The sequence below is a fragment of the Porticoccus sp. Uisw_050_02 genome (assembly GCF_047729555.1).
In the GTDB taxonomy this organism is placed as follows: Bacteria; Pseudomonadota; Gammaproteobacteria; order Pseudomonadales; family Porticoccaceae; genus Porticoccus.
On sequence record NZ_CP159825.1, the window covers coordinates 1412642 to 1438344 of the forward strand.

At 44.2% G+C, this 25703-nt stretch carries 25 protein-coding genes; 7 read left to right on the plus strand and 18 right to left on the minus strand.

The window, feature by feature from the left end; translation table 11 throughout:
* Positions 1–34 precede the first annotated feature (34 nt).
* Positions 35–2200 carry a DNA helicase II gene (gene uvrD / locus ABXT41_RS06905; RefSeq protein WP_415390770.1) on the minus strand — a complete coding sequence of 722 codons (2166 nt, stop codon included), beginning with the start codon at positions 2198–2200 and terminating at the stop codon, positions 35–37.
* 379 nt (positions 2201–2579) lie between these two features.
* Entirely contained in the window at positions 2580–3368 is a 789-nt protein-coding gene (gene djlA, locus ABXT41_RS06910; RefSeq protein ID WP_415390771.1) for a co-chaperone DjlA, read from the minus strand.
* A 253-nt stretch (positions 3369–3621) separates the two neighbouring features.
* Here djlA and ABXT41_RS06915 point away from each other — a divergent pair, with 253 nt between their 5' ends.
* Both ABXT41_RS06915 and ABXT41_RS06920 read left to right on the plus strand, forming a co-directional pair.
* Positions 3622–5115 carry a cryptochrome/photolyase family protein gene (locus ABXT41_RS06915; protein WP_415390772.1) on the plus strand — a complete coding sequence of 498 codons (1494 nt, stop codon included), beginning with the start codon at positions 3622–3624 and terminating at the stop codon, positions 5113–5115.
* Positions 5116–5567: 452 nt separating this feature from the next.
* Positions 5568–5909: a hypothetical protein gene (locus ABXT41_RS06920; RefSeq protein ID WP_415390773.1), complete on the plus strand. Its 342-nt coding sequence runs from the start codon at positions 5568–5570 to the stop codon at positions 5907–5909.
* A gap of 81 nt (positions 5910–5990) precedes the next feature.
* Here the strand turns inward: ABXT41_RS06920 and ABXT41_RS06925 are convergent, their stop codons facing one another.
* The 16 genes from ABXT41_RS06925 to mnmG all read right to left on the minus strand — a co-directional run bounded on the left by ABXT41_RS06925 (position 5991) and on the right by mnmG (position 20983).
* Positions 5991–6200: a DUF2805 domain-containing protein gene (locus tag ABXT41_RS06925; RefSeq protein ID WP_415390774.1), complete on the minus strand. Its 210-nt coding sequence runs from the start codon at positions 6198–6200 to the stop codon at positions 5991–5993.
* A gap of 44 nt (positions 6201–6244) precedes the next feature.
* A complete protein-coding gene (gene glmS / locus ABXT41_RS06930) occupies positions 6245–8074 on the minus strand; it encodes a glutamine--fructose-6-phosphate transaminase (isomerizing) (RefSeq protein ID WP_415390775.1) in 1830 nt (609 codons plus the stop codon).
* 62 nt (positions 8075–8136) lie between these two features.
* Positions 8137–9501 (minus strand): bifunctional UDP-N-acetylglucosamine diphosphorylase/glucosamine-1-phosphate N-acetyltransferase GlmU, encoded by a 1365-nt coding sequence (gene glmU, locus ABXT41_RS06935; protein WP_415390776.1) that lies wholly within the window; start codon positions 9499–9501, stop codon positions 8137–8139.
* 140 nt (positions 9502–9641) lie between these two features.
* Positions 9642–10076 carry a F0F1 ATP synthase subunit epsilon gene (locus tag ABXT41_RS06940; RefSeq protein ID WP_415390777.1) on the minus strand — a complete coding sequence of 145 codons (435 nt, stop codon included), beginning with the start codon at positions 10074–10076 and terminating at the stop codon, positions 9642–9644.
* Between the two features lie 21 nt (positions 10077–10097).
* Positions 10098–11498, minus strand: coding sequence for a F0F1 ATP synthase subunit beta (gene atpD / locus ABXT41_RS06945; RefSeq protein ID WP_415390778.1), 1401 nt, complete (start codon positions 11496–11498; stop codon positions 10098–10100).
* A gap of 37 nt (positions 11499–11535) precedes the next feature.
* The gene (gene atpG, locus ABXT41_RS06950; RefSeq protein WP_415390779.1) at positions 11536–12396 is read right to left on the minus strand and encodes a F0F1 ATP synthase subunit gamma; all 861 of its coding nucleotides are present in this window, start codon (positions 12394–12396) and stop codon (positions 11536–11538) included.
* Positions 12397–12444: 48 nt separating this feature from the next.
* Entirely contained in the window at positions 12445–13989 is a 1545-nt protein-coding gene (gene atpA / locus ABXT41_RS06955; protein WP_415390780.1) for a F0F1 ATP synthase subunit alpha, read from the minus strand.
* A gap of 18 nt (positions 13990–14007) precedes the next feature.
* Positions 14008–14544 carry a F0F1 ATP synthase subunit delta gene (locus ABXT41_RS06960; RefSeq protein ID WP_415390781.1) on the minus strand — a complete coding sequence of 179 codons (537 nt, stop codon included), beginning with the start codon at positions 14542–14544 and terminating at the stop codon, positions 14008–14010.
* A gap of 13 nt (positions 14545–14557) precedes the next feature.
* Positions 14558–15028, minus strand: coding sequence for a F0F1 ATP synthase subunit B (locus ABXT41_RS06965; protein ID WP_415390782.1), 471 nt, complete (start codon positions 15026–15028; stop codon positions 14558–14560).
* Between the two features lie 49 nt (positions 15029–15077).
* Complete coding sequence (gene atpE / locus ABXT41_RS06970; RefSeq protein ID WP_415390783.1) at positions 15078–15317, minus strand: F0F1 ATP synthase subunit C; 240 nt, start codon at positions 15315–15317, stop codon at positions 15078–15080.
* Between the two features lie 35 nt (positions 15318–15352).
* The gene (gene atpB, locus ABXT41_RS06975; protein WP_415390784.1) at positions 15353–16216 is read right to left on the minus strand and encodes a F0F1 ATP synthase subunit A; all 864 of its coding nucleotides are present in this window, start codon (positions 16214–16216) and stop codon (positions 15353–15355) included.
* Between the two features lie 27 nt (positions 16217–16243).
* Positions 16244–16621 carry an ATP synthase subunit I gene (locus tag ABXT41_RS06980; protein WP_415390785.1) on the minus strand — a complete coding sequence of 126 codons (378 nt, stop codon included), beginning with the start codon at positions 16619–16621 and terminating at the stop codon, positions 16244–16246.
* A gap of 145 nt (positions 16622–16766) precedes the next feature.
* Positions 16767–17636 (minus strand): ParB/RepB/Spo0J family partition protein, encoded by an 870-nt coding sequence (locus ABXT41_RS06985; protein ID WP_415390786.1) that lies wholly within the window; start codon positions 17634–17636, stop codon positions 16767–16769.
* Between the two features lie 22 nt (positions 17637–17658).
* A complete protein-coding gene (locus tag ABXT41_RS06990; RefSeq protein ID WP_415390787.1) occupies positions 17659–18438 on the minus strand; it encodes a ParA family protein in 780 nt (259 codons plus the stop codon).
* Positions 18439–18460: 22 nt separating this feature from the next.
* Entirely contained in the window at positions 18461–19090 is a 630-nt protein-coding gene (gene rsmG / locus ABXT41_RS06995; protein WP_415390788.1) for a 16S rRNA (guanine(527)-N(7))-methyltransferase RsmG, read from the minus strand.
* A gap of 3 nt (positions 19091–19093) precedes the next feature.
* Positions 19094–20983, minus strand: coding sequence for a tRNA uridine-5-carboxymethylaminomethyl(34) synthesis enzyme MnmG (mnmG, locus tag ABXT41_RS07000; protein ID WP_415390789.1), 1890 nt, complete (start codon positions 20981–20983; stop codon positions 19094–19096).
* Between the two features lie 516 nt (positions 20984–21499).
* Between mnmG and rpmH the strand changes: the two genes are divergently transcribed.
* The 5 genes from rpmH (at position 21500) to mnmE (ending at position 25456) form a co-directional block, all read left to right on the plus strand.
* Complete coding sequence (gene rpmH / locus ABXT41_RS07005; protein ID WP_415390790.1) at positions 21500–21634, plus strand: 50S ribosomal protein L34; 135 nt, start codon at positions 21500–21502, stop codon at positions 21632–21634.
* Between the two features lie 76 nt (positions 21635–21710).
* A complete protein-coding gene (gene rnpA, locus ABXT41_RS07010) occupies positions 21711–22076 on the plus strand; it encodes a ribonuclease P protein component (RefSeq protein ID WP_415390791.1) in 366 nt (121 codons plus the stop codon).
* Positions 22073–22333 (plus strand): membrane protein insertion efficiency factor YidD, encoded by a 261-nt coding sequence (gene yidD, locus ABXT41_RS07015; protein ID WP_415390792.1) that lies wholly within the window; start codon positions 22073–22075, stop codon positions 22331–22333. The genes rnpA and yidD overlap by 4 nt, the downstream gene beginning before the upstream one ends.
* A gap of 2 nt (positions 22334–22335) precedes the next feature.
* Positions 22336–24030, plus strand: coding sequence for a membrane protein insertase YidC (yidC, locus tag ABXT41_RS07020; protein ID WP_415390793.1), 1695 nt, complete (start codon positions 22336–22338; stop codon positions 24028–24030).
* A gap of 58 nt (positions 24031–24088) precedes the next feature.
* Positions 24089–25456 (plus strand): tRNA uridine-5-carboxymethylaminomethyl(34) synthesis GTPase MnmE, encoded by a 1368-nt coding sequence (gene mnmE, locus ABXT41_RS07025; RefSeq protein WP_415390794.1) that lies wholly within the window; start codon positions 24089–24091, stop codon positions 25454–25456.
* Positions 25457–25703: the final 247 nt, after the last annotated feature.

Below are 25703 nucleotides of genomic sequence, written 5' to 3' on the forward strand. Positions count from 1 at the left end.
TATCGCTATTAAGCATCGTGTTTCTGTATAAATTTCATATGGGGGCCAGCTTGGCATAAGACTGTACTAACCACTTGCTGCCTGCATGAGAGAAATTCACCTGTATTCTGGCATTAGCGCCGTTGCCTTCAAAATTTAAAATAACGCCTTCGCCAAAAATCTTGTGTGACACTCTCTGTCCCAGAGCCAGGCCAGTATCTGTCCCTTGATCGCTAAACCTGCTTGCAGTTTTTTTTGCATAACTGGTAGGGCGAGCTACCTGTCTTCCTAGCCTCACCTCCTCAATATGTTCGGAAGGGATATCCCGCACAAAACGCGAAACACTATTATAGCTTTCGGTGCCGTATTGCTGCCGTGATTCTGCAAAGGTAAGGTATAATTTTTTCATGGCGCGAGTGATACCGACGTATGCTAGGCGCCGCTCTTCTTCTAATCGAGAGGGATCTTCTGCAGACATTCGATGGGGGAATAAATTTTCTTCCATTCCGGCCAAAAAAACCAAGGGAAACTCGAGCCCTTTTGACGAGTGGAGCGTCATAAGCTGAACTGCATCTTCATCTTCGTCTGCTTGTCTGTCCCCAGCATCCAATGCCGCCTGGTCAAGGAATTGCGGCAAGGAGGGCTGCTCTTTATCTTCGGGCTCAAAACTACGGCATGCAACTACCAGTTCTTGCAAGTTTTCCACCCTAGATTGGCCCCGATCGCCTTTTTCTTGACGATGAAAGTCAATCAAGCCAGACCCAAGAATAGTGCTATCCACCTGCTCTGGTAAAGCCAGCCCTGTGGCGTCTTCGTCTAGCCTATGAACTAGGATCATGAAAGACTGGACAGCGCTACTAGCGCGGCTAGAGAACCTTTTTTCCATAACAGCTTTGTCTGCTGCGGCCCACATAGTTATACTTTTATCGCGAGCAAGCTGCCTCAGCGCTTGAACTGTCTTGTCTCCAATTCCCCGCGTGGGGGTATTAACTGCTCGCTCAAACGCAGCATCATCATTGCGGTTGATCACTAGTCGCAAATAAGCTAGGGCATTACGTATTTCTTGTCGTTCATAGAATTTTTGGCCCCCATAAATTCTATATGGAATCTGTGAGCGTAATAAGGCTTCTTCTAATACTCTAGATTGTGCATTGGAGCGGTATAGAATAGCGGCTTCGCTTCGCAAGCCTCCGGTCTTAACCCAATCATTGAGACATTCGGCAATAAAACGGGCCTCATCATGTTCGTTAAACGATGAGTAAAGAGAAATAGGCTCCCCTTCAAGCTCTTCAGTCCAAAGACTTTTGCCCAATCGATCGGTGTTACGAGAAATAACTGCGTTAGCGGCGGATAAAATATTTTTGGTTGAACGATAGTTTTGCTCAAGCCTGACCGTAGCAGTTTCGGGATAGTCGCGATTGAAGTTTAAGATATTTTCTACTTTTGCTCCGCGCCAACCATAAATAGATTGGTCGTCGTCACCCACCGCGGTGAGCCTGACGGTCTGCCCTGCTAGCAGCCTGACCCAAGCATACTGAATCGCATTTGTATCTTGAAATTCATCCACTAAGATTTGACCAAAACGCTGTTGATAGTGGGCTAGCAGCTCGGGCTTGTTTAGCCAAAGTTCGTGTGCCCGCAAAAGCAGCTCCCCAAAGTCCACCATGCCTGATCTTGCGCACGCTTCCTCATAAGCCACATAGATTTGCAGCATAATTCTCTGGTAGGGGTCTTCGGCTGGCGACAAGTTTTTTGACCGTAACCCTTCGTCTTTTTGTTTGTTGATGAACCCCTGGGCTTGCCGGTATGGCCATTTGCTATCGTCTATTCCCAGCGCCTGATAAACACGCTTAACCAGTCTTAACTGGTCATCGCTATCTAGTATCTGAAAATGTTCGGGTAGGCCGGCATCTTGCCAATGCATTTTTAACAATCTATGCGCAAGACCATGAAAAGTACCTACCCACATGCCCGAAACAGAAGACCCCAGCATGTCTTCCAGGCGGGCTCGCATTTCTTTTGCAGCCTTATTAGTAAAAGTCACCGCCAAAATACTATAGGGCGAATGATTTTCAATCTGAATTAACCAGGCAATGCGGTGAACCAGTACACGCGTTTTGCCGCTGCCTGCGCCAGCTAATACCAACAAGTGTTTGTCGGTGCTAGTGACGGCTTCTCGCTGAGCAGCGTTTAGCGGGTTAAGAATTGTCGTTACATCCATAGCGTCAAATTTTAGCAGAACAATCCGCCGATAGGTTGGTATTAGCAATTTATAAAACAAATTTTTTGAGCAACAACTACAAAAGCTCCATTTGCTTGTAATTTATTTACAATAGGGTAATAAGCCAAAGAAAAACAGCCGTTACTGATGCTGGCTCTGTTGTCGAACACACCTTTAAGGTTTTTGCTTCTACTGTTGATGCACTGCTAAAAGTCAGAGACTCGATGGCTGTGGAGAGGCTAGGCCTTGCTATAAACGCCATGTGTGCCCCTAAGCGAGTAGATTTTTACGGCCTCGGCCCTCCGCAATCATCTCGGTTATTTTAAATGCCGCATATGACAGTTGTGTGTATCACACCCTGTTTCTTCTCGGCAAAAAATTACGTGGGGTTTGACTTGCTGCGATAGTCCTTAAGATAATCATACGCTGATTGAATTTCTTGTGCCCTTTCTGTGGCCACCTTAATCATATCTTCCGGTAAGCCTTGGCCTATTAGCTTATCTGGATGATGCTGGCTCATAAGTTTGCGGTAGGCTTTTTTGAGCTCTTGGTCAGTACATGTCTTGCTCACGCCTAAAGCTTTGTATGCATCCGCTATGCCTGATTCAGAGGTTGGGCTATTTTCAGAGAAGCGACCCTGATTAAGGGTCATTTCGAGAAGGTTCTTAAATTCAGCCTGGCTATAACCTAAACGCAAAGCAACTTTTTCCAAAAACTTCTCTTCAGCCAAATCTAAATTATTGTCAGCCAAAGCCATAACTATTAAATACATGAGCAACGCCTGCTTTAGCTGCGAGGTCTGCCCACAAGTCTCTAAAAATAGGACTAGTACGGCCTCAATCTCGGCTTCATTGGCGGCGCTGCCGCGCTTAAACTGCTGAATAGCTGCTTGCCGATGCGCTCCCTTCATCCCAATTTTTTGAATGAGCGCTTCAATATGGTTAACTTCATCTTTAGAAATGTGGCCATCAGCTTTAGCTAATTTTCCCATCATCACAAAAGTGGTTTCTAGAAAAACCGTTTGGCGGCGCGCATTTCCAAAAGGATTAACTCCCCCTATCCCATAATTTCTTGCGCGGTCAATACTGCTACCAATACAATAACCTAAGAACGCCCCAAACAGGCCTAACAGTTGATACCCAAGCAGGGCAACGATGTACTTATACATGAAAGTCCACTCTCTATGTTGTTTTCAAAAAATGCCTATTTATAAAACATCATACCAGTTGGGCGGTTTGCTAGAAAGACGGCTGGGCGATTATAACGGCTAGATATCTTCACAAAAACCTTAGCTGTGCGCAGTTTACGATCATCACTAAGCACAGGGACGATATCTGATATATCAATATATTTATCTCTGTAGATTGTATTTAAAGTCCTGCAGACAACACATGTGGCGGGCGGATCTGATAGGATAAACTATGGAAAGTAATTTATTTGTAATTCTTGGCAATCAGCTGTTTGAGCCTCAAGAATTAAAAAACCTAGGCTGCAAGGAAGTCTTCATGGCAGAAGACCATGGCTTGTGTTCTTATGAAAAACACCACAAATTAAAACTCTATTTGTTTCTCTGCTCTATGAGAGAGTACAAAGACGAGCTACAGCTAAATAATATTAAAGTACATTACTTTAAATTAGACGAACGCAAAGCAAACCAGCCTTATGTCGAGCTCTTAAAAAGCTTCATAAAAAAACATCAGCCACCTTCAGTCCATTTTTTTGAGATTGAAGACAAACCTTTTGAAACTATTATTTATGGAGAGCTGAAAAAAGAAAGTCTTTCTTATGTAACCCACCAATCGCCTATGTTTATGTTTTCAAGAGAAGAGTTCAAGCTGGCCGTAAAAGGAAAGAAAATTTTTAGAATGTCATCGTTTTATCAACAGGGTAGAAAAAAATTCAACATTTTATTAGATGCAAACAAAAAACCTCTTGGCGGAAAATGGTCTTTTGACGAAGAGAATAGAAAAAAAATACCCGCAAGCTCTGTCATCCCTCCGCCGCCCCAGCACAAAAAGTCAGCCCACCATGAAGAAGTTAGTTGTTTGATCAACAATTATTTTGGTAGTCATCCTGGCAGCCTTGAAAATGTCTGGTTTCCCGTTACAAGGAAAGCGGCGACTGAGCACCTTGAAGACTTTCTGAAAATGAAGGCAGGCAACTTTGGCGCATACGAAGATGCTATGGTCGAGGGCAAGAATTTTCTTTTTCATAGTTGTCTTAGCGCAGCCATGAACACTGGTCTTCTGTCTCCATCAGGGGTAATCCAGAAACTACTCAGCCATGCAGAAGAGTTTTCCATTCCCCTGAACTCACTAGAAGGCTTCATAAGACAAGTACTGGGTTGGCGAGAGTTCGTTCGGGGCGTTTATCAAGAGAAGGGGGATTACCAGTTGGCTCAAAATTACTGGGGTCACAAAAGAACGCTGTCTAAAAGCTGGTATTCAGGATCAACCGGATTGGTGCCGCTAGATGACTCTATTCAGGGCGCTCTTCAATATGGCTACAGCCATCATATTCCGAGACTAATGGTAATCAGCAATCTGATGAACCTTTGTGAGATAGATCCCAAAGAAATATATAGGTGGTTTATGGAAATGTATATTGACTCGTCGGAATGGGTCATGGTTCCAAATATTTTTGGAATGGCCACCTATGCAGACGGGGGGCTTATGTCGACAAAACCTTACACATGTGGATCAAATTATATTTTAAAAATGAGCAACTATAAAAAAGGTCCGTGGTGCGACGTGGTAGATGGACTGTATTGGCGATTCATGGAAAAAAATAAGCGGTTTTATGGGTCTAATCCTAGGCTGTCAATGCTAGTAAGGTCGCTAGACAAAATGGCCGATGAACGAAAAACTTTAATTTTTGAAAAAGCAGAGCAGTTTATTCAAGAAAATACTGGGTGAACCTAAAATTGATCTTTTTAGGAGCTTTACAGTCTCATCAACTTTTTTATCAAAATACTTGTCTTTGGGGCTCTCAGTGCCTATAGAGTGTTTATAAGTTAGAGAATAGTGTACATAAAAGATTGTTTCGTGTCGTCTGAAGAGACCATTATTGTTGCCCCCCTGAATACAAAATAGGCCTTGCTTCAATGTAAAGTGAGCACACTGCGAACATAAAGAACAAAACCTTTAATATAGTTCCGGTCAAGTAAAAACCGAAGGTCTGCGCTGAGGTTCCAACAAAATCATACAGGCTAGCTTTAAAACATGGAGGTTTGCTTATGATTAAGTCCTCAATATATTCTTTAAAATTATGCTTTACATAAATTACATGCTTGAATTTCATGGAAATGCTATCTATCATTACTGCAATATTTTCGATGCTGCAGTAATTAACATACAAGGAGCCTAAAATGGCAATGAAGTTTGATGGAACACAACTAACTGATGGTAACACTGTAGTCGCTAACGTGACTGGCAACAATGCCTCAAAAATGACTTTTGGTAGAGGAAAAAACAGCACTATTATTTATAACGGCGCCGATAACCTCGAACCCCTTTTAAACATTAGACGCTTTATTATGTATCAAGGTATCGGGACATTAACTCCTGTTGCAATAGTAAGAGACGACAAAATTTATAAGGGTCTAAGCCATGATGAGGTTTTAGGAACTATGCAGGATGTTGAGAAGGCTATCGAGGGGCCAGCAGACGGTATTGTTAAAGCTGCTCTGTGGGTAGCAAAGGGCCGGTAGTACTTTTTATCACAAGCCTTTCTTTAACTAAAACCTATGACCTAACGTCATAGGTTTTTTTGGTCCCACACAATAAACTATTTATTTGTAATGTTCTCGGCGATCAGAGAAGGTTCGCACTCTTTTCCTCCAGGCCTGGTAGGAGCCCTCTTTGAGGTTTTCTCGCATAAGTTTTTTTACGTCTTTTTCTAGCAAGCCATATAGGTTTCTTATATTTTGAAAGCTCGCGTGGTCTGAAAGAGCCATTGCAATAATTTCACTTTTTTCAGTTTCTGAAAGCATACTTGTCATCTTGAACTTTGTCCTGGTTCCTGAAGTGCAAGAAAAATCTTCACTTACTCAACCGTTACTGATTTAGCAAGGTTTCTTGGTTGGTCTATGTCGGTGCCTTTAAGCACCGCTACGTGGTAGGACAACAACTGAAGAGGCAGGGTATAAATAATTGCCTCTAGGCTTTTGGGGACGTGGGGGATGCTAATAACGGTCACTCCTGGTTCGTTTTTCAAACCAGCGTCGTGGTCCGCAAAAACAAACAACTGGCCGCCTCTGGCTTTTACTTCCTGTAAGTTAGATTTTAACTTTTCAAGTAAGGCGTTGTTTGGTGCCACAGCAATGACTGGCATCTTGCTGTCTATCAACGCAAGTGGTCCATGTTTTAGTTCTCCTGCGGGATAAGCCTCGGCATGAACATACGAGATCTCTTTTAATTTTAGAGCGCCCTCCAAAGCAACAGGGAATTGGACGCCCCGACCCAAAAACAAAGCGTGGTTCTTGTCAGCAAAGGGCTGAAATGTTTTTTCTATCGCGCCGCTCAGCTCTAATGTTTTTCGACAAAGCTCGGGCAATTGGTGCAGCGCCTCTACCAACTGCTGTTCCTTTTTATGGTCAAGCCCCTGGCTTCGACCCAGACCAATACAAAGCAACTGTAAGGCCGCCAGCTGGGCAGTAAAGGCCTTCGTGGAGGCTACGCCAATTTCTGGTCCGGCACATGTCATTAATACTAAATCAGAAGCACGAACCAAAGAACTGTTGGCCACATTGCAGATAACCAGGCTTGCTAAGTATCCAGCTTTTTTTGCTGCCTGCAGGGCGGCCAGAGTATCCGCTGTTTCGCCGGACTGTGAGATAGTCACAAATAACGTATTTTCGGGTATAACACATGTCCGGTAACGATATTCGCTGGCTACCTCTACTTGACAAAGTATCCCTGTCCATTCTTCCAGCCAATACTTCGCAATCAGCCCAGCATGATAGCTGGTCCCACATGCTACGATATGTACGGACTCGGTCTTCGAAAAAATAGCTGGCGCTGCTGTGCCAAAAGCTTCTGGCAAGACGTGTTTTTCGCTAATTCGCCCTTGCAGGGTGGCCTTAAGCACTTTGGGTTGCTCAAATATTTCTTTGAGCATGTAATGGTCATACTCACCCTTGTCAGCGATTTCGTCTGCACTAGAAATTGTTACCGTTTCTCTTTCTGCCGTCTCGCCCAAAATATCTATAAGGTGGTATGAGGAGTCGCGCAACTCAACAAGGTCGCCTTCTTCTAGGAAAATAAATCGGTCTGTTACTTGTCGCAACGCCATCTGATCTGATGCGATGAAGTTTTCTGCGACACCAAGGCCGAGAACTAGCGGGCTGCCGCTCCGAGCACCGATCAATGTTCCGGGTTCTCTTGCGCACATTACCCCTAATGCATAAGCGCCCTGTAAGCGAGTAATGGTTTTTTGCACGGCTCCCTTAAGGGAGCCCAAGCTAGAAAAATAATAGTGTATGAGGTGTGCCACCGCCTCGGTGTCGGTGTCAGAAACAAACACATATCCTTGTGCCTGCATCTCTTTGCGCAGTTCAGCATGGTTTTCGATAATTCCATTATGGACAACAGTCACCTCAGAGGATTGATGTGGGTGAGCGTTCACTTCTGATGGAACTCCGTGGGTTGCCCACCTGGTATGCGCTATTCCTGCAAATCCAGAAGCAGAAGAAGCCGCCAAGGAGTTAGCTAGATTTTTTACTTTTCCTGTATTTCTATAAACACAAGTGTCGCCTTTTTCGTCCAGAAAAGACAATCCAGAGGAATCATAGCCACGATACTCAAGGCGCCTTAACCCTTCTATTAGAACACCAACAATATTGCGTTGTGCTACAGCACCAACAATCCCACACATAAACTTATCCGATGATTATTGAAAACGAGCTCTTAACAATTTTTTACTGCCTATGCCCAATATTACTTTTTCTTTGTTGGGCGAACCCAATATGGTACGTTTTTCTGCGGCGCTCTAGCCAAGGTAAGCTGATCGTCTGGGACGTCTTTTATTATGATTGATCCGGCACCAATTGTGGCATTTTTCCCAATTTTAAGAGGGGCCACCAACGAAGAGTTGGAGCCTATAAAGCTGTTGTCCGCCATGATGGTCTTATGTTTGTTAGCACCGTCGTAGTTGCATGTAATCGTGCCTGCGCCAACATTCACATCCGCGCCTAGTTCAGCGTCGCCCACATAGCTCAGATGGCTAATTTTGCTTCCTATGCCTACTTGTGTATTTTTAACCTCTACAAAATTGCCTATTTTGGCGTTTTTACAGACCACTGTTCCTGGCCTCAGTCTAGCAAACGGGCCAATCACTGCATTGCTATATATTTCGCTTTTCTCTATCACGCTGTTGGCTTTAACTTGGACGCTGTCTCCAATCATACTGTCAGTAATTAAGCAGTTAGGGCCAATGCTGACGTTGTTTCCCAGCTTCACAACGCCCTCAAATACTACATTTATATCAATAAAATTATCGTTGCCGCTGCTTAGGGAGCCACGAATATCTATCCTGTTCGGGTCCGCTAAGGTCACTCCAGACATCATTAGTTTTTCAGCTTGTTGTTGTTGATAAAAGCGCTCAAGCTTGCTCAGCTGTATGCGCGTATTGACGCCTGCTACCTCTTGAGGGAAGCGGGGCATTTTTGTTACCACATGGATGCCGCTTCGTTTCGCAATAGCCACCAGGTCTGTTAAATAATATTCGCCTTGGGTGTTTTTGTTGTCGATTTGTGGCAGCCACTCTCTTAAGTGGCTTGTTTTTAATGCCAGAACACCGGTATTCACTTCTTGAATCTTTAGCGCCTCCGGCGGTGCATCTTTTTGCTCAATGATCCCGCACACGTCTCCCTGCTTGTCTCGCAGGATTCTGCCGTATCCTTCGGGATCTTCAAGGGTTACGGTGAGCAAGGCCATCGTATCGTTGTCGACTGTATCGATAACCGCTAAAACAGTCTCTTTGGAGATAAGCGGAACATCGCCATAAAGAACCAGTGTAATGTCTGAGGGGCCTGAGACAGACACAGCCGCCTGAACTGCGTGCGCTGTTCCTAGCTGCTCATCTTGCTGGGCGTAATGTATTTGTTCTCCTGATATCGAAGCTTTTACTTCCTCAGAGGCCCGCCCCGTAACAATAATTATTTTGGAATCAGGCACGCTAGACGCTGTATTCACAACACGCTGAAGGAGGGGCTCTCCCGCCAAGCAATGTAACACTTTAGGGAGGGCAGAGTGCATTCTCGTGCCTTGTCCTGCTGCAAGAATCACAATATCAATTGTCATAGCACCGCGTGTTCCGTAATTTTGCTATATTTAATCAGGAACAACCTCCAATTGCTACGCTCAAGCTTCAATATCGTATATCTAAGACAAATAAAAGTCGAAAAAAAAGGGCGGCAATTGCCGCCCTTTTCTTCCTATGTTTATTTTTTCCCGCCCAAATTCTTACGAATCTGATCAATCGTTCTAAGCTGAGCAGCAGCCACAGCGAGCTGTGATGCTGCTTTAGAGTAGTCAAATTCACCGCTTTGATTAGAAATATCTTTTTCTGCCTTGTTTTTCGCTTCTATCGCTGCGGCCTCGTCAAGATCGTCGGCACGAAGTGCGGTATCAGCAAGTATTGAAATAGAATTGGGCTGAACTTCTAAAAACCCACCCGAAAGATAATAAATTTCCTCTTCGCCTCCTTGCTTAATAATACGCACAGGCCCTGGTTTTAAATCAGTCAGCAGCGGGGCATGACCAAAAGCTATTCCTAGTTCGCCCTGTGAGCCAGCGGCAACCACAAGCTCAACCAGCCCTGAAAACAAAGACTGCTCGGCGCTTACAATTTCGCATTTGACTGTCATCATAGCCATATTATACTGCCTTTATCTCGCTTATTTAAGCTGCTTAGCTTTTTCTATGGCCTCTTCAATAGATCCAACCATATAGAATGCCTGCTCAGGCAAATCATCATGATCTCCATCAAGAATTCCCTTAAAGCCAGCAATGGTCTGCTTCAAAGAAACGTATTTTCCGGGCGAGCCAGTAAAAATTTCTGCTACGTGGAACGGCTGTGACAAAAATCTTTCTATCTTCCGAGCACGAGCAACTACCTGCTTGTCTTCTTCAGACAGTTCGTCCATGCCCAAAATAGCAATGATATCTTTTAGTTCTTTAAATCGCTGAAGAACAGACTGCACACCTCGGGTCACGTCGTAGTGTTCCTGACCTACTATGAGAGGATCAAGCTGACGAGACGTTGAATCAAGAGGGTCCACTGCTGGATAAATTCCTTTTGAAGCGATATCACGACTCAATACTACCGTGGAATCCAAATGAGCAAAAGTGGTTGCAGGGGACGGATCTGTTAGGTCGTCTGCCGGCACATATACTGCCTGAACCGAGGTGATAGATCCAGTTTTAGTAGAAGTAATGCGCTCCTGAAGCACGCCCATTTCTTCAGCCAACGTGGGCTGATAGCCCACAGCAGAAGGCATACGTCCAAGCAGCGCCGAAACCTCTGTTCCCGCCAAGGTGTAACGATAAATGTTATCGACAAACAACAACACATCTTTACCTTCATCGCGAAATTTTTCTGCCATGGTCAGGCCGCTCAAAGCGACCCGCAGCCTGTTGCCGGGGGGCTCATTCATCTGGCCGTACACCATAGCTACTTTTGATTTGCTGGGAGTTTCAATATTAACAACCTTGGACTCCTGCATTTCAAAATAAAAGTCGTTGCCTTCTCGTGTTCTTTCTCCAACGCCAGCAAAAACAGATAGTCCGGCATGCTCGGTCGCAATGTTGTTGATTAGCTCCATCATGTTTACAGTTTTACCTACACCAGCCCCACCAAAAAGACCAACTTTTCCGCCTTTGGCAAACGGACAAACCAAATCAATAACTTTAATCCCAGTTTCTAGCAACTCATCAGAGGCTGCGAGCTCGTCATAGGCCGGCGGCTTTCTATGAATGGCCGCTCTTTCTTTTTCGCCAATAGGGCCCCGCTCATCAATTGGGTTGCCCAGCACGTCCATGATGCGGCCCAAGGTCTCTATTCCTACTGGAACAGAAATTGGGGCTTTTGTGTTGCTCACGTTCAAGCCACGACTTATGCCCTCCGAAGACCCCATAGCAATAGTGCGGACAATGCCGTCACCTAGTTGCTGCTGAACTTCAAGAGTTAGCTCTTTGCCTTCAACCAACAATGCGTCATACACATTTGGTATTTGATCACGAGAAAACTCTACATCAATAACTGCGCCAATAATTTGAACAATACGTCCACTACTCATTTCCGGTTCCTCTTAAGCTAAACCTTAAAATATTTGGTTAAACTGCTGCTGCACCACTAACAATTTCTGACAACTCTTGGGTAATGGCTGCCTGACGTGCTTTGTTATAAAGCAATTGCAGTTCTTTCACTAAATCGCCTGCGTTATCAGTGGCACTTTTCATTGCTATCATTCGCGCCGCTTGTTCGCAGGCTTTGTTTTCTACAACCGCCTGATAAACCTGAGACTCAATATATCGAACCAACAAACCATCCAACAACTCCTTAGCGTCTGGCTCATACAAATAATCCCAGTGGTGGGTTAACTTTTCATCCTCTGCTGGCTTAAGCGGTAGCAACTGTTCAACTACTGGCGCTTGCGTCATCGTGTTAACAAATACATTTGACACCAATAAAAGCTGGTCTATTTTTCCTTCTTCATAGGCGTCTAGCATGACCTTGACCCCGCCGATTAGATCGTTAGCGGTGGGCGTATCGCCCAGATCTTTCGTGGTGGCAACAATGTTGCCCCCGAAACTACCAAAGAATGCTGCTGCCTTGTTTCCAATAACACAAAGGTCGTTGGAGACTTCTTTGTCAGACCATCCTTTCATCGACTTCATGGCTTGTTTAAACAGGTTGGTGTTTAAGCCACCGCACAAGCCACGATCTGTAGAGATGATGATATAACCAACACGCTTAACTTCGCGCTGCTCCATGTAGACATGCTTGTACTCGCTTACTGCTCGGGCAATTTGCCCCACTACAGAACGAATGCGGTCTGCATATGGTTTGCCAAGGGCCCGCCGCTCTTGAGCTCGACGCATCTTGCTCGCGGCCACCATTTCCATAGCACTCGTAATTTTTTGAGTGCTTTTAATGCTAGAAATTTTGGTTTTAACTTCCTTCCCAACAGCCATATTCTATGCCTTCATGCTAAAACAACAGACGCTTGCTTTAATCAGCGATTACCAGGTTTGCGTGCTAGAAAATTTCTTCAGTGCTGCCTCAAAACTAGCCTGAATATCATCATTCCAGTCGCCCGTTTTGTTGATTTGCTCCAACAGGTCGCCGTGCTCTGCCTTCATATAAGAAAGAAGAGCGGACTCAAAATCACCTATTTTACTAACTGGGACCTCTGAAAGAAATTTATTGTCAGCCGCATAAATCATTAGAGCCATTTCTGCGACGCTTTGGGGCGCGTATTGTTTCTGTTTCATAAGCTCAGTGACTCGCTCACCATGATCTAGTTGTGCTTTTGTGGCCTCATCAAGATCAGAAGCAAACTGTGAAAATGCGGCCAGCTCTCTATATTGAGCTAAAGCTGTACGAATGCCACCAGATAGTTTTTTCACGATCTTAGTTTGTGCTGCGCCACCAACTCGAGACACCGAAACACCGGCGTTCATGGCTGGGCGTACGCCAGCATTAAACATAGAAGCTTCGAGAAAGATTTGACCATCTGTAATAGATATCACATTGGTTGGTACAAATGCAGAAACGTCTCCCGCTTGTGTCTCAATAACAGGCAGCGCTGTCAAAGAACCAGTTTTACCCTTCACTTCACCTTTGGTAAACTTTTCAACATAGTCTGCATTTACACGAGCAGCCCTTTCAAGCAACCGAGCATGCAGATAAAACACGTCTCCAGGGTAAGCTTCTCGACCAGGGGGCCTTCTTAACAACAACGATATTTGACGATAAGCCCAAGCTTGCTTGGTTAGGTCATCATAGATAATTAGTGCGTCTTGCCCTCTGTCTCGATAATACTCGCCCATAGTGCACCCACCAAAAGGCGCCAAGAACTGCATGGCGGCAGGATCTGAAGCTGTGGCAGCAACAACAATGGTGTGCTCCATTGCCCCGTGCTCTTCAAGTTTTCTCACAACGGCGGCAATTGAAGAAGCCTTTTGTCCAATAGCGACGTAAATACACTTGATTCCGGAATCTTTTTGATTAATGATGGCGTCAACAGCAATTGCTGTTTTGCCGATCTGGCGATCTCCAATAATCAGCTCTCGCTGTCCGCGACCAATAGGCACCATAGCATCAATTGCTTTTAGGCCTATTTGTACTGGCTGGTCTACTGATTGTCGAGAAATGACGCCGGGAGCCACTTTTTCAAGCGCATCCGTCAATTTTGCGTTGACTGGCCCCTTTCCGTCAATAGGATTTCCTAGTGCGTCTACCACGCGGCCTTCTAGCTCTGGGCCTACTGGCACTTCCAGAATACGGCCAGTACATCTAGCTTTCTGTCCTTCGGCCAAAGACTGGTAATCGCCCAAAATGATTGCGCCGACAGAGTCGCGCTCTAAGTTAAGCGCCATGCCATATATGCCGCCATCAAATTCGATCATTTCCCCGTACATCACGTCGGCTAGACCATGAATACGAATGATGCCGTCTGATACGGACACAATGGTGCCCTCGTTACGTGCTTCAGAAGATACCTCAAGACTATCAATACGCTGCTTGATGATTTCACTGATTTCGGATGGATTCAATTGCTGCATGTCTTCGGTTCCTCGATCCTAGGAATGTAATACTTGAGCAAGTTTACTCAATTTGCCACGAATGGAGCCATCAATAACGGTGTCTCCCGCCCGAACAACAGCTCCACCAATAAGACCAACATCAACTGATGCTTGCATATTGACTTCTCGTTCGAGTTTTGCGCTGAGTGCACTTGCCAGCTTGTTTTTCTGTACATCGTTCAGTTGAACAGCAGACACCACAGTAATATCTATGGTTTTTTCTCTGTTCGCCTTTAACGCTTCAAATTGTTTTGAAATTTGCGGCAATAACCCTAAGCGCTTGTTTTCCGCTAAAACCCGCAGAAATCCTTGAGCTTTTTCATTAATCGCATCGCCACAAATTTCTATGGTGTTCGTTGCCTGCTGTTCTGACGTATAGCCAGGGGCACCAAGCAGCTGCACCACTTTTTCTTCCTGAGAAACGACAGAAGCGGCCTTTAAGCTATCTGACCAGCCCTTTAGGTCAGCCGCATCTACAGCATACTCAAATGCTGCTTTCGCATAAGGTCGGGCCAGCGTGCTTAATTCTGCCATTTTACACCTCTACCTACAGCTGTGCTGCTAAATCGTCAACTAAAGCGCTGTTTGCTTTTTCGTCAATATTTGCTTTCAGGATTTTTTCTGCGCCCGCTAAAGCCAAACCTGCGACCTTGCCGCGGAGCTCTTCCTTGGCCCGGTTCACTTCCATATCAATTTCTGCTTTAGCCCCGGCTTTCATACGATCGGCTTCTGTCTTTGCCTGCTCTTTAGCCTCATCCACTATCTGTCCGGCTCGCTTATTTGCTTGCTCTATAAGGACTGTGGCTTCTTTTTTTGCTTCCTTGAGTTGCGCTGAAACTTTTTCTTGCGCTATCTCAAGGTCGCGTGAAGCCTTATCTGCAGCATCCAGCCCAGCTGCTATTTTTTTCTGTCTTTCTTCCATCGAACTAATGATGGCGGTCCATACAAATTTCTTGCAGAACCAAATAAAGAACAAAAAAGAAATCATCTGTCCGAATAAGGTCAGGTTAATATTCACGCCAACACCTCGTTCTTTGGGTTATCTATTAAGGGTACGCGCATCAAAATTAACCCGCAACACCTGGTGCAACAGCAAAAATAAGGTACATACCAATACCAACACCAATCATTGGAATCGCATCAATCAGTCCTGCGAGCAAAAACATTTTACCCTGGAGCATTGGTCCCAATTCTGGCTGACGCGCTGTTCCTTCGAGCAGCTTGCCGCCCAACAAACCCATACCTACGGCGGCACCCAATGCGCCAAATCCAACCATAACTGCAGCTGCGATCATGATAAGTCCCATTTCGTTCTCCTAATAACTAAAGTAAGTTGTAAAATTTAGTGATTCTCGTGTGCCATACCTAGATACACAACGGTTAACACCATAAAAATAAACGCTTGCAGGGTAATAATTAAAATATGAAAAATTGCCCACCCTAGCTGCAATGTTCCACCAAAAGCGCCCAAAATCCAACTGCCGCTCATGTACATAATGGCGATTAAAATGAAGATCATTTCACCAGCATACATATTCCCAAATAACCTCAAGCCAAGCGAGAACGGTTTTGCTAGCAAACCAACCAACTCAAGCGCAAGGTTAATTGGCATAAACATAGCCTGAATGATTGGGCTTTTTGCCGCAAACGGCTGTAATGTTAGTTCGCCTAAAAATCCAGAGACGCCCTTAACTTTAATGCTGTAGTACAGGATCATACCAAAAACAGCTAAAGCCATGCCTAGCGTGATATTAGGATCGGTAGAAGGCACTATTTTTTGAAAGGGCACTCCGCCCACCTCAAACAAGTGAGGAATAAAATCAACTGGTATTAGATCCATTAGGTTCATGAAGAAGACCCAGACAAAAATGGTTAGTGCTATAGGGGCAATCCAAGGGTTGTTGCCATGGAAGCTGTCTTTTACAGTCCCGTCTACAAACTCAACCATCATTTCAATAAAATTTTGCATGCCTGTTGGTACACCGCTCGTTGCTCTATTAGCAGCGAAACGAAACAAAATACAAAAAACTAGCCCAAGAAAAATTGACCAACCAAGGCTGTCTACATTAACAGCCATGAAGCCCATTTCTGCTGCTTCTTGAGCATTGTGAGCAAAACCCCAACCATGGTCTGTTTGACCAAAAGTCAAATTAGTTAGGTGGTGCTGTATATAGCTTGTTGATGTTATCTCTACACCGCTTGCCATTCTTTTCTCTCAAACCAAATAAATTTTTTATTTACAATTCAGTGTTTTCGCAACACAAAACCACTGGACAATTATCATGGCGCCATAAGCAAGAAACAGCGCGGGTACATCTAATGGACTAATAAGGCCAAATGATAACCCAAACAGTAGAGCTGTAAGCAAAAGCTTTCCTGCTTCTCCCTTCTGTATAGCGCTCAATATTTTTGGCGCCTGCTTGGCCCCAACATATCGAAAGGCCAATAAAGAAAAATAAGCCTGTGGCACTATTTGTATTATTCCGCCAATCAACACTGAATAAGCGGTCTTTATATCTAATGGAGCCACTACTGCTACTACTACAAATAAAATTAATATTTGCGTTTTTGCTATACGGCCTACTGGTGGGGCCTCTATGGTGGTTCTCATTTATTACCAACTTCTTTCAATAACAACGCTTTGATTTTAAAAAGCGCGGCAATTATATGTAGTACCAACAACAGATTCAACACCTCTTTTGTATTAAACCTTGTTATCGCTCTATGCGTTTCTTAATACTCAGTATTTTTCTTGGTTATTTAATATGGCTTAAAATGCCGTCCAGCTCGTCCAAGCTGTTGTATTTTAAAATCAAGCGGCCCTTTCCTTTTGCGCTGTGCTGAATAGCCACCTCGGCGCCTAGTTGATCTGACAGCTTCTCCTGCAGTCGCTTTATATCTGGATTTAATTGATTCGCGTTTGGATCTTTTGGTTTATCTTGTAACAAAAACCTAACGTACGCTTCTGTTTGTCTGACCGTCATATTTTTAACAACTACCGCTCTGGCAGCGTCTAGTTGTACCTGTCCCTGCAAACCCAATAGGGCTCTACCATGCCCCATCTCTAAATCTCCATGCTCAAGTAGCCTTTGTACTTCTACCTTCAGTGTCATTAGGCGCATAAGATTAGCCACGGCACTCCGCGACTTGCTTACCGCATCAGCCACCTGTTGCTGAGTAAGCTCAAACTCTTGCTGTAGGCGAACCAAAGCTTGTGCTTCTTCGATAGCATTTAAGTCTTCTCGCTGAATGTTTTCAATAAGAGACATAGCTAACGCCGCATCATCAGAAACATTTTTTATCAAAGCAGGTATTGTATCCAACCCTGCTAACTGTGCTGCTCGCCATCGCCTTTCTCCGGCGATAATTTCATAGCTGTCCGGACCCGTCGGTCTAACAACCACGGGCTGCATAATGCCGTGTGTTTGTATGGACGAGGTGAGCTCTTCTAGGGCCTCGGGATGCATGTCGCGACGAGGCTGGTATTTTCCCCTAACTAAAAACTCTACCGGCAGCGACTTTAATAGCTCTTGGTCTGTTTTCTCATGCTTTTCGATTGCTTCTGTTTCGCGGCCAGCTGCCAGTAAAGCGTCAAGACCTCTACCCAAACCTTTTCTTTTGCTCATGGTTTAACCTACAATTTCTACGTTATGAGTTAATCTTTGTTTTGCCGCGTCTCAGAATTTCTCCAGCCAAACCAAGGTAAGCAACAGCGCCCTTGGAGCTTTTATCATAAACAAGGGCTGGCAGCCCATGGCTAGGGGCTTCTGCTAGGCGGACATTTCGGGGGATTGCTACCCGGTACATCAGGCCACCAAAATGGTGCGCCAATTGTGCTGTTACCTCGTTTGATAGACTGTTTCTTGGATCAAACATTGTTCGAACAATTCCTTCTATTTTTAACCCCGGGTTAAGGTGTTGGCTAATTTTTTTAATAGTGCCAATCAGGTCTGACAGGCCCTCTAAAGCAAAGTATTCACACTGCATGGGCACAATAACCCCATCACATGAGACCAAAGAATTTATTGTTAACATGCTTAGGGATGGAGGGCAGTCAACTATAATAAAATCATAGTTATTTTTTATACGTATGAGGGCGTACCGAAGACGACTTTCTTTGTTTTTTAGCTTTAATAGCTCAACCTCTGCTGCGGTGAGATCATCGTTTGCAGGCAAAACATCATAGCTTCCTGACAAGCTTCTCTGCACAACCTCTTCTGCCCCAATAGCCCCAACCAAAACATCAAGCGCAGTGACCTCAAGGTCGCTTTTGTTTACCCCACTGCCCATGGTTGCGTTGCCCTGGGGATCCATATCAACCAACAGCACTCGTTTGCCGTAACTAGCCAAAGAGGCAGCGAGATTTATGGTGGTGGTGGTTTTCCCCACACCACCTTTTTGGTTGGCGACGGTAAATATCCTAGTCACAAGGGTTTCCTCGGAAGCGTTGCTATGGTAGTTCTATTTCAACAAGGTGGCGTTTGTTGTTTACGCCAGGCACCACCAAACGGTGTGAAGCAACGACCTTATAATGTTTTGGTAACATACTCAACTCTTGGTCTGGAAGTTGGCCCTTCATAGCATAAAACCGACCCCCTTTCTCAAGTAAGTGTTTGGTTTTCTCAATCATGTCACTTAGGTCTGAAAAAGCCCTGCTTGTAATGGCGTTAAAGCGTGCTTCTGTTTGATGTTTTTCTGCGCGGCCCTGTATCTCATTAACATTTTCTAGACCTAGTTGGTTTTTTGCTTGAAACAAAAATCTTATTTTTTTGCCGTTTGAATCTAACAGGGTAAAGCGGCGCTCTGGATATAATATAGCTAACGGGATTCCTGGTAACCCGGCCCCCGTACCCACATCCAAAATATTTTTTCCCTTAATAAACGGCGCTATGCTGAGACTATCAAGCAAATGCATGGCAACCATGTCTTCTGGGTTGCGGATAGCTGTTAAGTTATAAGCCTCATTCCATTTTTTTAAAATTTCTAGGTAGTCTAAAAACAGGTTTATTTGTTGGTTTGTGGTAGGCAAACAAAGCTCCATTGTTCCTGTCTCAAGGAGTTTTTTTAGTTTACTTCTCATGGCTTATGCGGTCTTTATTGTTTTTATAGCGGAACTCTTTTTAAGATGAACCAACAATACAGAAATAGCTGCTGATGTTACACCGGGTATTCGGGAGGCCCTTGCTAGTGTTGACGGTCTAAGGTCCGAAAGTTTTTGTTTTGCTTCGTTAGAAAGACCGCTGATTAAACTAAAATCAAAATCATCAGGAATTTTTGTGTTTTCTTGCCGACGAAGTTTGTCAATTTCACCCTGTTGTCGGTTTATGTATCCAGCATATTTGGCTTGAATTTCTACCTGCTCTGCAACCTCCTTCGACACGCTGGTGGTTTCATCAAACCCTTTAATGTCCCCATAACCCAGTTCTGGTCTTTTTAGTAAATCCAAAAGATTATACTCTCGGGTTAAAGAAGACCCGGTTTTGTTTTTGATTGCTTGCGCCAGCAATGAGTCTGGTTGAACCCAGGCGCGCCCCAAACGCTGCTGTTCAATTATAATTGCTTCTTTTTTTTCACAAAAAGATCTCCAGCGACTCTCGCCAATCAACCCAAACCCTCTTCCCAGCTCTGTTAATCGAAGGTCTGCATTATCCTGCCTTAACAACAACCTATACTCTGCTCTGCTTGTGAACATTCGGTAGGGCTCAACAGTCCCCATAGTGATTAAATCATCAACCAAAACACCCATGTAAGCCAGGTCCCGTTCAGGGCACCAGGGCTCTTTTTCTTGAGTCATAAGTGCTGCGTTTATACCTGCTAACAACCCTTGTGCTCCAGCCTCTTCATATCCTGTTGTTCCATTAATTTGACCCGCAAAAAACAAACCCTCTATACATTTGGTTTCTAGGGAATGCTTTAAATCCTGAGGATTAAAGAAATCGTATTCTATTGCATAACCAGGCCTGGTTATGTGTGCATCCTCAAAACCCTTAATCGATCTAACCATCTCCATTTGCACATCAAAAGGTAAACTGGTGGAGATGCCATTAGGATAAAGCTCGTGTGTTGTTAGCCCTTCTGGCTCTATGAAAATTTGATGTGATTCTTTGTCTGCAAATCGTACAACCTTGTCTTCAATAGAGGGGCAATAGCGAGGACCTACACCCTCGATGACCCCGGTGTACATTGGAGAGCGATCCATAGCCCCCTCGATGATTTCGTGTGTTGTTTTGTTGGTGTGTGTTATATAACAACAAATTTGTTCTGGGTGTTCGTTTGTGTTTCCCAAGAAAGACATAACTGGTTCAGGTTTATCGCCCCATTGCGGTTCTAACCCATCAAAACTCACAGACCGCGCGTCAATACGTGGTGGCGTCCCTGTCTTTAAACGACCAACCCTAAAGGGCAGCTCGCGCAACCTGTTTGCAAGACCTATAGATGGTTGGTCGCCGGCGCGACCCCCTGAATGATTTTCCAACCCTATGTGGATTTTTCCAGCCAAAAAAGTTCCGGCCGTTAGGACCACTGTTTTTCCAAAAAAAATCAAACCCATTTGAGTGACAACACCAGTAATACTATTTCCTTCGGTTATTAGGTCATCTACTGACTGCTGAAAAATAGAGAGGTTGGGTTGGTTTTCCAAGGTTTTGCGAATAAATGCTTTGTACAACAACCGGTCTGTTTGGGCCCGGGTGGCTCTTACAGCGGGACCCTTTCTTTCATTTAAAACACGAAATTGTATGCCGGCTGCATCGGTAGCGTGGGCCATAACGCCACCCAAAGCATCAATTTCTCTAACGAGATGACTTTTTCCTATTCCACCAATTGCAGGATTGCATGACATTTGCCCCAAGGTTTCTATGTTATGTGTAAGCAAAAGAGTCTTTCTTCCCATTCTCGCAGCAGCCAAGCACGCCTCTGTACCAGCATGTCCACCACCAATAACAATCACGTCAAATTTTTCTGGGTAATACATAAATACAACCAGTCAAGAAAATTCAGAAACAAGTCTCTTAGTATAATATAAATAGGGTGGCGGTTCTAAAAAACCCTTCATGTATTATTAATGGCACTAAGTTATATATGTGTTGTTATGTATATATATTTAAATTTATTATTATTATTATGTAGGTTTAATTCTGTGCAAAACACAAAAAATCCTTTTTTAATCAAAAAGATAAAACAATATAATCCCTCTTTATAAGCTAACCATAAACGGTTTTTTATAAACCCAAGGTTGTGGATAATATGGCTACTTATCCACAGATATAACCAGGGGGTCTTTATCCACAAAAAGATCCACAGAGTATTCCTTTGTTTCCCCTGGTGTAATCTACAGGTTATTTTTGTTTAATTTTTGAATTTTTAGCCAAACAATTAAAAAATTAGAAGTATGTAACCATATGATTCATTATTCCATTGCTCTATCGGAGTTTTTTCTTTAGAATCCATCGCCCTTAGAGGTGTTAGTTAGTTAACGGAAGTTTTGATCATGAAAAGAACATTTCAACCCAGCATAATAAAGCGTAAGCGTACACATGGATTTCGTGCTCGTATGGCTACAAAAGGCGGGCGTGCTGTAATTAACCGCCGTCGTGCTAAGGGCCGTCAACGCCTATCAGCTTAATTTTTCGCCTTATGGGGGTTTCTGCCTTAACTATAAGGTGGGTTGTTTGTCTTTAGGGGTGAACACCTAAACTACTATGTCTGAAGTTACCTTTGGTAGAGAAAAGCGACTATTGACAACACAGGCTTTTCAGGCCGTTTTTGGTGATACACATCATAAGGTCTCCCACCCAAATTTTTTATTATTAGCGCGCCCCAACCAACTATCAAACGCAAGATTAGGGATGGTTGTGGCTAAAAAAAACATCCGGTTTTCTGTCCACCGAAACAGAATTAAGCGTGTTGTAAGGGATTCTTTTCGTTTAATGCAGCATGATCTTGCTCCTGTGGATGTTATATTCCTTGTTCGTAGGGGTATGGATAAATTATCATCTAAAGATCAAACCGGCCTTATGTTAGGGGCGTGGAAAAAATTGCATAAAAAGCTGCGGATTACATCATGACAATTGGCACTACCACTGTAGTTCAAAAACTATGTATTTTTCCAATAAAATGCTATCGGTTTATATTGAGTCCTTGGCTGGGGGACAACTGTAGATTTTCGCCCAGTTGTTCTTGTTATGCAGAGGAAGCTATTGTGGCACACGGTGTCTTTAAGGGGGTTTTCTTTACATTTTATCGACTTATAAGGTGTCACCCCTTTCATCTAGGGGGTTACGACCCCGTTCCCCCAACAGACCAAAAAAATCGGAAGAAATAAATATGGATTGGCAACGCTCGTTTCTTATTGGCGCCATGTTGGTGGTGTTGTATATGCTTTTTTTGGAGTGGGACGGCTTTCAGGCACAATACAATCCCGTAACAAATAGTCCTGCTTTAAGTGAGTTGGTGGTTCCAGAAATCCCCTTGGTTGAACCAACCAACACCCCCACCCCCAAACCAATGACAAACGAGATCCCCTCTGTCGTTGTGGGTGGAGAAACAACAACAATTTTTCAAGACATACAAAACGAAAAGAGCGAGCGGGTTGTTACAGTTTCCACTGACGTATTGACAGTTCATATTGATACTCATGGGGGGGACATTGTTCGGGTAGAGCTACCAAAACACCTGGCTGATATTGACGACAAAGATACCCCATTTATTTTGCTGAATCGCACAGCAACAACAACCTATATAGCACAAAGCGGCTTGATCGGGGTTAACGGCACAGACACAAAAGCAGGAAGGCCTGTTTTTAAGGCCCAAGCCACCCACTACCAATTACAAGAAAACGACGACTCATTGCAAGTCCAGCTAATGTTGGAAGAAAACAACGTTACGATTACCAAGCAATATACTTTTACTCGTAGCGACTATCTTGTGGAGCTTGAATATAAAATAACAAATCAGAGCAACACAGCATGGAAGGCCGGCCTGTATGGTCAAATAAAGCGAGACAGTCACAACCCTACAGTTGTTAATGCTATGGGAATGAAGCCGTTTCTTGGAGCGGCCCTAACAAGCAATGAGAACAACTATCAAAAATTAGACTTTGAGGACATTACCGACAAGTCTTTTGAGGACAGTCTTTTGGGTGGCTGGGTTGCGATGGTTCAACACTATTTTGTAAGTGCTTGGGTGCCAAACAAAAGTACCAAAAATAACTTTAATGTTCGAAGGTTGGGCAGCCAAGACGTTTATATTTTAGGCTTCACCTCCCCAGAAATTACAGTCAACCCAGGGGAAAGTGGCAACATTAGCGCAGCCTTTTACTCTGGACCTAAAGACCAGTACCGCTTAGAGGAAATATCTCCATATCTCGATCTTACCATAGACTATGGTTGGTTGTGGATGATAGCAAAACCGTTATTTTGGGTGCTGTATCAGCTGCACCAATTTCTAGGAAACTGGGGCTGGTCAATTATCATGCTCACAATCTTGATTAAGGCAGCCTTTTTTCAGTTATCAGCTAAAAGCTACACATCTATGGCTAATATGCGTAGGCTTCAACCAGAAATGCTGCGCTTAAAAGAGCTCCACGGGGACGATCGTCAAAAAATGTCTCAAGAAACAATGAGCCTTTATAAGCGTGAAAAAGTAAATCCAATGGGGGGGTGTTTGCCCATTCTGGTTCAGATGCCGGTTTTTATAGCACTATACTGGGTGCTGCTTGAAAGTGTTGAGTTACGACACGCCCCTTGGTTGTTGTGGATTAACGACCTATCAGTGAAAGACCCATTCTTTGTGCTCCCTTTAATTATGGGGGCCAGTATGGTTATACAGCAAAAACTAAACCCCACGCCACCAGACCCGATGCAGGCCAAGGTGATGCAAATTATGCCTATAGCGTTTACTTTTTTCTTTCTATTTTTTCCGGCAGGCCTTGTTCTCTATTGGACGGTAAATAATTGCCTTTCAATTCTACAGCAGTGGATTATTACACGCAGAATAGAAGGGGCGGGAACAAAAAACTAAGACAATATGGGCTTAGCTGCCGGCGGGCAGCGGTTCGATGATTGCCTGAGTGTTAAAAATGTATTTATCTTCCGATCAGGACACAATAGCTGCGATAGCAACCCCGCCAGGAAGGGGTGGGGTTGCTGTGTTGCGCATTTCTGGCCCCAACCTTGATGTATTAATATCTGGCCTGTTATCAAAAGAACTGCAGCCTAGGCATGCTGTGCTCGCAGATTTTTTGGACGCCAGCGGAAGCGTCATAGACCAAGGGCTTGCAATATTTTTTCCTTCGCCCCACTCGTTCACTGGAGAGACAGTGTTAGAGCTTCAGGGGCACGGCGGCCCGGTTGTCATGGACATCTTATTGCGTCGCAGTCTTGAGCTGGGGGCCCGCTTGGCTAGGGCCGGAGAGTTTTCCGAACGAGCCTTTCTGAACGACAAAATAGACCTAACGCAAGCAGAGGCTACCGCTGACCTTATTAGCGCATCTTCAGAGCAAGCAGCCAGGTGCGCTGTTCGTTCTTTGCAGGGTGAGTTTTCTAAGCAAATAGTTGCGCTGGTGGGGGCGCTTACTGCCCTGCGCATTTATGTTGAAGCAGCGATTGATTTTCCAGAAGAAGAAATTGATTTTTTGGCTGACCCCAAGATAACCGCAGACCTTGATCGTTTGCTTGCAAAATTACGTGAAATCAAAACTAAGGCGCATCAAGGATCGTTAATTTCCGAAGGAATGACTGTTGTAATTGCAGGAAAACCCAATGCGGGCAAGTCTAGCCTCCTGAACGCCCTTTCTGGTCGAGATAGTGCGATCGTTACGCCTATGGCGGGCACAACTCGCGACATTCTTAAAGAACATATCCATGTTGATGGAATGCCACTGCACATAATAGATACTGCAGGCCTTAGGGAAACAGAGAACCTGATTGAGAAAGAAGGCATAAAAAGGGCCTGGGGTGAAATTGATCGCGCTGACAGGGTATTATTTGTTATTGACAGCGCTGATGAGTACTCACTAGACCTTCAAGCAAACTGGCCAGAGTTTTTTGATCGATATCCAGGCCGAAAAAACATTAGTTTTGTACTAAATAAGGTGGACCTCTCTTGTTTGCCGGCTGGAATATCAGAATACGACTATCCTGTAATTGGGCTTTCGGCAAAACAGGGTTTGGGTTTGGGGGTGCTGACTGAGCACCTTAAGGATTGCATGGGTTATACCGGTACCAACGAAGGTAGTTTTGTTGCGAGGCGCCGACACATAGAGGCGCTAATTAACGCGGAAGAGTTTCTTTTACTAGGCCGTTCGCAGCTTCTTGGAGCTGGGGCTGGAGAGTTGTTAGCAGAAGACCTGCGGTTGGCCCAACAAGCGCTAGCCCTCATTACGGGAACGTTTACTAGTGATGACCTGTTGGGCCAAATTTTCGGCAGCTTTTGTGTTGGAAAGTGACTTTTTTAAGCAAACCGGTCACTAAAATAGTTAATGTTATTTTTTACAGTCTGACTATTGTAGTGACAAGAAATTCACAGGAAAAAATCAAGTTATCAATAACTTATCCACAAGAAAGCATACAAATATAGCCATAAAGACGCCTTTGAGCTGTTTATAAACACAGCGGCGCCTGTTTTCTTATCTTGTTGTTTTAAAAGGGTATTATTTATTATTGTCTGCCTGTTTTATTTGTCAAAAATTGTGG

Coding starts and splice junctions, on each gene's coding strand:
- uvrD (WP_415390770.1), bottom strand. CDS start 2,200: ATGGATGTAACGACAATTCTTAACCCGCTAAACGCTGCTCAGCGAGAA.
- djlA (WP_415390771.1), bottom strand. CDS start 3,368: ATGTATAAGTACATCGTTGCCCTGCTTGGGTATCAACTGTTAGGCCTG.
- ABXT41_RS06915 (WP_415390772.1), top strand. CDS start 3,622: ATGGAAAGTAATTTATTTGTAATTCTTGGCAATCAGCTGTTTGAGCCT.
- ABXT41_RS06920 (WP_415390773.1), top strand. CDS start 5,568: ATGGCAATGAAGTTTGATGGAACACAACTAACTGATGGTAACACTGTA.
- ABXT41_RS06925 (WP_415390774.1), bottom strand. CDS start 6,200: ATGACAAGTATGCTTTCAGAAACTGAAAAAAGTGAAATTATTGCAATG.
- glmS (WP_415390775.1), bottom strand. CDS start 8,074: ATGTGTGGGATTGTTGGTGCTGTAGCACAACGCAATATTGTTGGTGTT.
- glmU (WP_415390776.1), bottom strand. CDS start 9,501: ATGACAATTGATATTGTGATTCTTGCAGCAGGACAAGGCACGAGAATG.
- ABXT41_RS06940 (WP_415390777.1), bottom strand. CDS start 10,076: ATGGCTATGATGACAGTCAAATGCGAAATTGTAAGCGCCGAGCAGTCT.
- atpD (WP_415390778.1), bottom strand. CDS start 11,498: ATGAGTAGTGGACGTATTGTTCAAATTATTGGCGCAGTTATTGATGTA.
- atpG (WP_415390779.1), bottom strand. CDS start 12,396: ATGGCTGTTGGGAAGGAAGTTAAAACCAAAATTTCTAGCATTAAAAGC.
- atpA (WP_415390780.1), bottom strand. CDS start 13,989: ATGCAGCAATTGAATCCATCCGAAATCAGTGAAATCATCAAGCAGCGT.
- ABXT41_RS06960 (WP_415390781.1), bottom strand. CDS start 14,544: ATGGCAGAATTAAGCACGCTGGCCCGACCTTATGCGAAAGCAGCATTT.
- atpE (WP_415390783.1), bottom strand. CDS start 15,317: ATGGGACTTATCATGATCGCAGCTGCAGTTATGGTTGGATTTGGCGCA.
- atpB (WP_415390784.1), bottom strand. CDS start 16,216: ATGGCAAGCGGTGTAGAGATAACATCAACAAGCTATATACAGCACCAC.
- ABXT41_RS06980 (WP_415390785.1), bottom strand. CDS start 16,621: ATGAGAACCACCATAGAGGCCCCACCAGTAGGCCGTATAGCAAAAACG.
- ABXT41_RS06985 (WP_415390786.1), bottom strand. CDS start 17,636: ATGAGCAAAAGAAAAGGTTTGGGTAGAGGTCTTGACGCTTTACTGGCA.
- rsmG (WP_415390788.1), bottom strand. CDS start 19,090: ATGAGAAGTAAACTAAAAAAACTCCTTGAGACAGGAACAATGGAGCTT.
- mnmG (WP_415390789.1), bottom strand. CDS start 20,983: ATGTATTACCCAGAAAAATTTGACGTGATTGTTATTGGTGGTGGACAT.
- rpmH (WP_415390790.1), top strand. CDS start 21,500: ATGAAAAGAACATTTCAACCCAGCATAATAAAGCGTAAGCGTACACAT.
- rnpA (WP_415390791.1), top strand. CDS start 21,711: ATGTCTGAAGTTACCTTTGGTAGAGAAAAGCGACTATTGACAACACAG.
- yidD (WP_415390792.1), top strand. CDS start 22,073: ATGACAATTGGCACTACCACTGTAGTTCAAAAACTATGTATTTTTCCA.
- yidC (WP_415390793.1), top strand. CDS start 22,336: ATGGATTGGCAACGCTCGTTTCTTATTGGCGCCATGTTGGTGGTGTTG.
- mnmE (WP_415390794.1), top strand. CDS start 24,089: ATGTATTTATCTTCCGATCAGGACACAATAGCTGCGATAGCAACCCCG.